Source organism: Methyloversatilis discipulorum (assembly GCF_018780585.1).
In the GTDB taxonomy this organism is placed as follows: domain Bacteria; phylum Pseudomonadota; class Gammaproteobacteria; order Burkholderiales; family Rhodocyclaceae; genus Methyloversatilis; species Methyloversatilis discipulorum_B.
In genome coordinates this window covers 50,393-57,184 of sequence record NZ_JADMJL010000033.1, presented here as the reverse complement: position 1 = coordinate 57,184, position 6,792 = coordinate 50,393, and the positions used below count along the sequence as shown (strand labels likewise).

At 69.9% G+C, this 6,792-nt stretch carries 9 protein-coding genes and 1 pseudogene; 1 reads left to right on the top strand and 9 read right to left on the bottom strand.

All coding sequences use genetic code 11. The annotated features are described in order from the left end of the window. From ureC to IV112_RS14625, 6 genes and pseudogenes are all read right to left on the bottom strand, one after another. Positions 1-439 (bottom strand): annotated as a pseudogene (ureC, locus tag IV112_RS14650) (urease subunit alpha); the annotation flags it as partial. Positions 440-446: 7 nt separating this feature from the next. Next, positions 447-662, bottom strand: coding sequence for a hypothetical protein (locus IV112_RS14645; protein WP_304004441.1), 216 nt, complete (start codon positions 660-662; stop codon positions 447-449). Then, positions 659-985: an urease subunit beta gene (locus IV112_RS14640; RefSeq protein WP_304004439.1), complete on the bottom strand. Its 327-nt coding sequence runs from the start codon at positions 983-985 to the stop codon at positions 659-661. The genes IV112_RS14645 and IV112_RS14640 overlap by 4 nt, the downstream gene beginning before the upstream one ends. A 20-nt stretch (positions 986-1,005) precedes the next feature. Then, positions 1,006-1,284 carry a hypothetical protein gene (locus IV112_RS14635; protein WP_304004437.1) on the bottom strand — a complete coding sequence of 93 codons (279 nt, stop codon included), beginning with the start codon at positions 1,282-1,284 and terminating at the stop codon, positions 1,006-1,008. A gap of 9 nt (positions 1,285-1,293) precedes the next feature. Further along, positions 1,294-1,596, bottom strand: a complete 303-nt coding sequence (locus IV112_RS14630; RefSeq protein ID WP_019916378.1) for an urease subunit gamma — start codon at positions 1,594-1,596, stop codon at positions 1,294-1,296. Between the two features lie 22 nt (positions 1,597-1,618). Beyond that, positions 1,619-2,467, bottom strand: coding sequence for an urease accessory protein UreD (locus IV112_RS14625; protein WP_304004434.1), 849 nt, complete (start codon positions 2,465-2,467; stop codon positions 1,619-1,621). Positions 2,468-2,575: 108 nt separating this feature from the next. On the opposite strand from IV112_RS14625, the gene IV112_RS14620 reads away from it, so the two are divergent. Further along, positions 2,576-3,430, top strand: coding sequence for a S1 family peptidase (locus IV112_RS14620; RefSeq protein ID WP_304004432.1), 855 nt, complete (start codon positions 2,576-2,578; stop codon positions 3,428-3,430). Here IV112_RS14620 and IV112_RS14615 read toward each other — a convergent pair whose 3' ends face one another. The 3 genes from IV112_RS14615 to IV112_RS14605 form a co-directional block, all read right to left on the bottom strand. Next, positions 3,431-4,504, bottom strand: coding sequence for a hypothetical protein (locus tag IV112_RS14615; protein ID WP_304004430.1), 1,074 nt, complete (start codon positions 4,502-4,504; stop codon positions 3,431-3,433). A gap of 327 nt (positions 4,505-4,831) precedes the next feature. Next, a complete protein-coding gene (locus tag IV112_RS14610) occupies positions 4,832-5,959 on the bottom strand; it encodes an HD domain-containing phosphohydrolase (RefSeq protein ID WP_304004429.1) in 1,128 nt (375 codons plus the stop codon). Positions 5,960-6,104: 145 nt separating this feature from the next. Further along, positions 6,105-6,792 (bottom strand): nucleotidyltransferase family protein (locus IV112_RS14605; protein WP_304004427.1); only part of this gene is annotated, 688 nt, incomplete at its 5' end.

The window sequence follows — 6,792 nt, the reverse complement described above, 5'->3', positions numbered from 1 at the left end:
CCTCTTCGATCTGCTGCGGGCAGATGAAGTGGATGTGGCTGTCGATGCCGCCGGCGGTGACGATCATGCCCTCGCCGGCGATGATTTCGGTGCCCGGGCCGATGACCAGCGTGACCGCCGGCTGGATGTCCGGATTGCCGGCCTTGCCGATGCCGGCGATGAAGCCGTTCTTCAGACCGATGTCGGCCTTGACGATGCCCCAGTGGTCGACGATCAGCGCATTGGTGATGACGGTGTCCATCACCTCCGCCGCGCAGCGCTGGCTCTGGCCCATGCCGTCGCGGATCACCTTGCCGCCGCCGAACTTCACTTCCTCGCCGTAGACCGTGTAGTCGCGTTCGACCTCTATCCACAGTTCGGTGTCGGCCAGACGCACGCGGTCGCCGGTGGTCGGGCCGAACATTTCCGCATAGGCCTGCCGGCTGATGCGCGTGCTCATGCGTCGATCAGTCCTTGAACATGCGACGCGCGGCCTTCGCGCGCCGGCGCATCATCAGTCCGCCGAGGCCACCGATGACCGCTGCCGCGATCAGCAGCGCCACGTGGTCCGGCTCGCTCATCAGGTGCAGCAGCGCGTCGCCGACGTTGCCGTGGTGCTCGCCCGGGTGGGCCCACGCGACGCTGCTCCATGCCAGTGCCAAAGTCATCAGTGCCTGCATCATTGCTGTTCTCCCTGTGTGTCGAGCGGGCCCTGTACCCGTCCCTTGAATCCGAAAACCCTGCGTTCGCCGGCCAGTGCGACCAGCTTCACCGTGCGCATCTGTCCCGGTTCGAAGCGCACCGCGGTGCCGGCCGCAATATCGAGACGGAAACCGCGCGCCGCGGCGCGGTCGAACAGCAGCGCGTCATTCGTTTCCGCGAAGTGGTAGTGCGATCCGACCTGCACCGGCCGGTCGCCGCTGTTGCGCACGTCCAGCGTGACGGTGTCGCGGCCGGCGTTCAGTTCGATGTCGCCATCGGCGACCTGCATCTGTCCTGGAATCATCGTGTTCCTTCCCGCGCCGGTCAGCCCGAACGCGCACCAAAACGGTAATCGCGCCCGGCCTTGGTGCCGTCCGTCATCGTCTCGCCGTCACTGCGGCGCTCCAGCATTTCGCGCACCAGCAGCAGGCTGACCAGCAGTTCCTCGTCATTCGTTCGTTCCTCGATGTCGGCCAGCGTACGGGTGCGGTAGTCGAGATCGGTGCGCAGCGCGTCGAGGTTCACCGACTCGCCCAGGCTGCGCCGCACGCCCAGCTTGAAGCGCGCGAGGCGGCGCGCCAGTTCCATGTCGTCGTCACTCATGGGCGGCTCTCACGGTATCGGGTGATGAACGGTGACCAGCTTGGTGCCATCCGGGAAAGTGGCTTCCACCTGTATGTCCGGAATCATCTCGGCTACGCCTTCCATGACGTCGTCACGGCTGAGCAGCGTCGTGCCGTGGCTCATCAGTTCGGCCACGCTGCGGCCGTCGCGCGCACCTTCCATGATGGCGGCGGTGATGTAGGCGACCGCTTCCGGGTAGTTGAGCTTCAGCCCGCGCGCACGCCGGCGTTCGGCCAGCAGGGCGGCGGTGAAGATGAGCAGCTTGTCCTTCTCGCGCGGTGTCAGTTCCATTTTTCTTCTGTGCGTGTGCCCGTCAGGTGTTCCAGATGCGCGGCGTCTGCGCGGCTCGGCCGGTCATGGCCGGCCGTATCAGCGCCCACAGATGCACGAACCATGCCCGCGCCGCCTGCGTGCAGTCGCCGCGGTAGCGGGCGAGCAGCAGGCCGGGCAGCCGGGTCACGCCGGACTGGCCCTGTGGTGCGGGGACGGTGCGACAGGCGGCGAGCAGTGTGGCGTCGGCGTCGATGCCGGCGGCGACCAGCGTGCCGAATACCGGCGCGCCGGCCAGACCGGCGGCCGACTGCAGCAGTGGCGCGCCGGCGGCGAGCCGCGCCTGTTCCAGCCACAGCGTGCGGCCGTCGCGGGTGATGCGGGTGTCCAGTGCCAGTTCGCCGCGCTCGAAGCGTTCGCCGCTGGCGGTGCGGCCCAGGCACCACAGATCCATGCCGACGAAGCGGCCGTCGCTCGCGAGGTCGATGTGGTTGCGTGCGTGCGCTCGCGCGCCGTCGAACACGATGGCGTCCTGCGGCAGCCATTCGACGACGGCGCCCGCGCCGACGCGCAGGTGCAGGTCCGAGCGCGCCTGCGGACCGGCACTGCGGTACCACTTGGTGGCGCCCGGCGTGGTGATCAGCGCGTGCGCGCCGGGGCCGGTGTCGAGTTCGACCTGCAGTGCGTCGCCGCCGGCGATGCCGCCCGGCGGGTGCAGCAGCAGCGTATGGCAGACCGCGTCGCCTTCCGGATAGAGCGGCTTCTGCACGCGTAGCGGGCCGCTGTGCTCGCGCCGCGCCAGCACGGTGCGTCCGTCGAGTGCGCGGTAGCCGAGCGCGATGCGGGCTTGCCAGCCGGCGTCGCTGCCGGCGTCTGGTATCGGGGTGTGCATGAGGACGTGTCAAAAATCGCGGCACGGCCGGAACCGGCCACCGCTTTGCCGACACAAAGCACGACGTGTGCCGAACACCACAGCCTACGCCGATTGCGAGGAGCTTCGATGACCTGTCCGACCCCTGTCTGCAGACTGTGCGCGCCGCTGCTGGCGCTGCTGCTCTTCTGTGCCACGCCGGTTGCGGCCAGCGACGACGCACCGCCCGGCCTGCTCGACCGCGTGCCGGTGGCGGCGCGCACCGTGTTCCAGCTGTACGCGAAGAGCGAGCGCGGCACGTCCAGCGGCTCGGCGGTGATGGTCGGCCCCGGTCTGCTGGCAACCAGCTGCCACGTGCTGAACGACGCCACGCACGCGGTCGTCGTGCAGACCGGCGAGGCGCTGCAGGTATCGCTGGTCGCCGCCGACTGGCGGCGCGACCTGTGCATCCTGAAGTCGGACATCATCACCACGCGCGCGGCGCCGCTGATTCCGGCCAGTCAGGTGCGCAAGAAGGACGTCGTGTTCAGCCTCGGCTTCACCGGCGGCCGCTTCGCCTACGACCTCGGTGAGGTACGCCAGCTGTACGGGATGGACGGCAGCCGCGTGCTGCGCGGCAGCGCGGCCTTCGCCGCCGGCGCCTCGGGCGGCGGCCTGTTCGATGCCGAAGGACGGCTGGTTGGCATCCTCACCTTCTACAAGCTGAGCAGCGACAAGAGCATGTTCTTCGCCATTCCGGCCGACTGGGTGCCGGAGGTGCTGGCGCGCGGCGTGCAACCGAAGACGGCAGACGCGCGCCCGTTCTGGGCCGACGCCACCGATGCGCGTCTGCCCTTCCTGCAGGCGGTGCAGTACGAACACGAAGGTCGCTGGGACGCGCTGGCGCAGCACGCGCAGCTGTGGCTGGCGCGCGAGCCGGACGCGCCGGAGGCGCGCGATACGCTGGAACAGGCGCTGGCGCGCGCGGGTGGCGTGCCGCGCTGATCAGCGCGGCAGCCTGGCCAGGTAGAGGCCGCCCTCCAGCTTCTGCACGATGCCCTGGCTGCCCAGCGGTGCCCACGTCAGTGCGTGCGCCTTCGCGTCGTAGCCGATGCGCTGTGGCGAGGCCGGCGTGCCGACAACGAGACGTCCGGGGATGTCGTCGGCGCGCACGCCGTCGCGGATCAGCGCGGCCTGCAGCGCCACCATGCGGCCGACCGCCTGCGTGTCATACAGGCGCAGCAGGTAGTCGCCGTAGTCGGTGGTGGCCAGCGTCAGCAGCAGCCGGCCCGCCGGGTTGTACAGCACGCGCGACAGGTCGCCGTAGTCCGCCGCGTCCTGCAGGAAGACGCGGTTCTGCGCCTGCAGCGCCGCCAGCCGCGCGTCGTGCGGACCGGCCAGCGCAGCGTCGAGCGCTGCCGCGTGCGTCGCCCAGTCGTTCAGCGTCGCGTCGCGCTTGTAGAAGGCGGGCAGCAGCAGCTGTTCGAGCAGCGACGGTGATTTGCCGTCGGCGAACACGGCGTTCGCCCGTCCGCTGGGCAGTGCGTTCATCGTGGCGGCCATCCAGCTCGCTTCCTGCCGGATGGCGCCGCGCAGATCGAGTTCGGCATCACTGGCGTCGGCCAGCAGCGGCGCGAGCTGTGCTGCCTCCGTCACCGCGTCCGGCCAGCGATGCAGCCATTCGCCGAGCACCGTCAGATGCACGCGCAGGTGGCTGGTGCCGACCATCTTCTGGATCAGCGACGCGTCGGGGGCGGCCAGCAGGCGGCGCAGGAAGCCGGTCTGTGCGGCCAGGATGTCGAGCGCGCGTGCGCTGTCGTCGTTCTCCATCGCCACCGTCGCCTCGGCCAGCCTCAGGCGCAGCAGACCGGCAAGCGGACCGTAGGCAGTGAGCGGGGCGTCCGGGTGCGCCAGCATCTGCGCCTGGAAGCGCGGCTGCGCGATGAGGGTGTCCAGCCGGTCGAGCGCGGCGCGGTGCGCGTCGGACAGCGCGACGATCTGCGCTGCCTGCGCCAGCCAGCGCTCGACGCAGGCGCCGTGCACCGGATCGCACAGCGCCTGCGTGTCGGGCAGCGGCAAGGCGTCGGCCGGCAGTTCGGGCGGCTGATACGGGCCGGCGCGCGCAGGCCTTCGAGCAGCAGCGCGCCATTGCCGGTTTCGTCGATGGCGGGCGGCGTATCGAGCAGGGCCTGTGCCGGCGCGCTGCGCGTGGCGTCCGGCAGCAGCCAGGCGATGGCGATCAGCACCACCAGCAGGGTGACGGCCGCCACGATGCCGGCGACCAGGGCGCGCAACAGTCGCTGTGCGACCGAGCGGCGATGCGGCGTAGAGGTCTTCATCCGGTCCGGTCCCTGAATGTATGGCCGGATTCTATGCCAGCCCGATGCCGCTGATGCCGCGCCGCCCTCAGTCGTCCAGCCCGAACAGCGCCTGGATCGCGCGCAGTTCCTCGGCCGACTGCGCCAGCGCATCGACGCAGACCGGGTCCAGCTTGCCGTCGTCGGCCATGCGACGCAGTTCGGCCAGCGCGTCCTCGTTGCTCCACGGTTTCTTGTACGGTCGCTCCGAGGTCAGCGCGTCGAGGATGTCGGCAACCGCGACGATGCGCGCTTCGAGCGGGATCGCCGCGCCACGCAGGCCGCGCGGGTAACCGCTGCCATCCAGCCACTCGTGGTGGTGGCTGACGATGTTGCGCAGGATGGACAGATAGGGCGTTTCGGCCAGACCTGCTTCGTGCATCACTTCGTCGATCAGCTGCACGCCCAGTTCGACGTGGCCCTGCATCCTCAGCCGCTCATCCGGGGTCAGGCGGCCGGGTTTCAGCAGTACGTTGTCCGGAATGCCCACCTTGCCGATGTCGTGCAGCGGTGAGAACAGATACACGTGCTCGATGAACTCGTCGCCGACACCGAAGTGCGCGGCGACGCGCTGCGCGATCAGCCGGCTGTAGCTGGACATGCGGTCGAGATGGCGACCGGTTTCGATGTCGCGCAGATGCGCCAGCCCGCGCGCCACCTTCACCATGCCTTCGACCGCGTGCGACAGGCTGAACACGTTCAGCACCGACAGCCGGCACAGCTGCACGTAGATCTGCAGTTCGTCCGGCAGGCGGCCGTCGAAGGCACCCGGCTTGCGCGAATCGAAGAACAGGAAGCCGAGCAGCGTGCCCGACTGGTAGAGCGGCACCGTGTAGCTGCTGCGATAGCCGTGTGCCAGCAGCCAGGCGGTGTGTTCGCCGTGCGGCAGCGGCAGCTGGGTGAAATCGTGGATGACGCGAGATTCGCGCTTGCCGGCCAGCTCGAGCAGCGACGGCACCTGTGCCAGCGGCCGCTCGTACAGCGACAGCGGATCGGTCACGTCGCTGCTGTTCACATAGGTCTTCAGCACGTCGTGACGTGCGTCGTACAGCGCGATCGCAATGCGGTGCACCTGCGGATGGTGCTGGCGCACGCGTGCGTGCAACCACTGCATCTGGGCGGTCAGCGATCCGCCGCTGTCATCGTCTAGGGTTTCAAATGAAACCGTGTCATTCATGGCCATGCTCCGGAATGCGCGGTGGCCGTGGCGCCGCGTTCTCGTTCGTCGTCTGAGTCGGCCGCGCGTCGTGTGCGCGTCGACGTGCGCAGCCTACACCGTGCGCTGTGCATCTGTCATGCCGGGTGCGGGTGAAACAATTGTGTCAGCGTGCGCGCTGCAGATGATGCGGCAGGTCGACGTCGTGCAGCACGCCGTCGTCGCCGGCTTCGATCAGCTGTACCGGATGCGTGCGCAGCAGTTCGCGCGCGCCGCTGTCGCCGCGCAGGGCCGCCAGCGCCGCACCGTGTGCCGCGCCGAAACCGACCGGGTGTCCGCGCTGGCCGTCGCAGGCCGCGGCGGCGATGCGCTCCGGCTGGTCGATGGCGGCAGCGACCGCGCGGATGGTGGCGACCGGCAGCCAGGGCATGTCGGCCAGCGCCACCAGCCAGCCACCGGCGCCGGCGCTGTCGCGCACCGCGTGCGCGAGCGCGCTGCCCATGCCCGCTTCGGCGTCGCGGCTTTCCAGTACACGGCAGCCGGCGTCGTGCAGCACCTCGGCCAGTACGGCGTGGCCGGGGCGGATCACCGCGATGCTGCCGGGCAATGCGGAGCACAGCGCGCGCGCGGCGTGCCAGGCGACGCTGCGACCGTCGGGCAGCGTGGCCAGCAGCTTGCTGCGGTGGCCGCTCGGATCGAAGCGCCGGCCGTAGCCGGCGGCGAGCAGGACGCCCTGGATCATTGCCTGACCGGCGGACGGCCGGGGTACGGCGTGCCGGCGCGCCGGACCGACGACGGAGGGGGGTGTCGTCTGCCCGGCGGCCGTACGCCGTTCGTGGTCGCGCCCGCCGTGG

Bases quoted from the DNA above. Each gene is read 5' to 3' on its own strand.
- IV112_RS14630 (WP_019916378.1), bottom strand. From the start codon at position 1,596: ATGGAACTGACACCGCGCGAGAAGGACAAGCTGCTCATCTTCACCGCC.
- IV112_RS14635 (WP_304004437.1), bottom strand. From the start codon at position 1,284: ATGAGTGACGACGACATGGAACTGGCGCGCCGCCTCGCGCGCTTCAAG.
- IV112_RS14640 (WP_304004439.1), bottom strand. From the start codon at position 985: ATGATTCCAGGACAGATGCAGGTCGCCGATGGCGACATCGAACTGAAC.
- IV112_RS14620 (WP_304004432.1), top strand. From the start codon at position 2,576: ATGACCTGTCCGACCCCTGTCTGCAGACTGTGCGCGCCGCTGCTGGCG.
- IV112_RS14610 (WP_304004429.1), bottom strand. From the start codon at position 5,959: ATGAATGACACGGTTTCATTTGAAACCCTAGACGATGACAGCGGCGGA.
- IV112_RS14645 (WP_304004441.1), bottom strand. From the start codon at position 662: ATGATGCAGGCACTGATGACTTTGGCACTGGCATGGAGCAGCGTCGCG.
- IV112_RS14625 (WP_304004434.1), bottom strand. From the start codon at position 2,467: ATGCACACCCCGATACCAGACGCCGGCAGCGACGCCGGCTGGCAAGCC.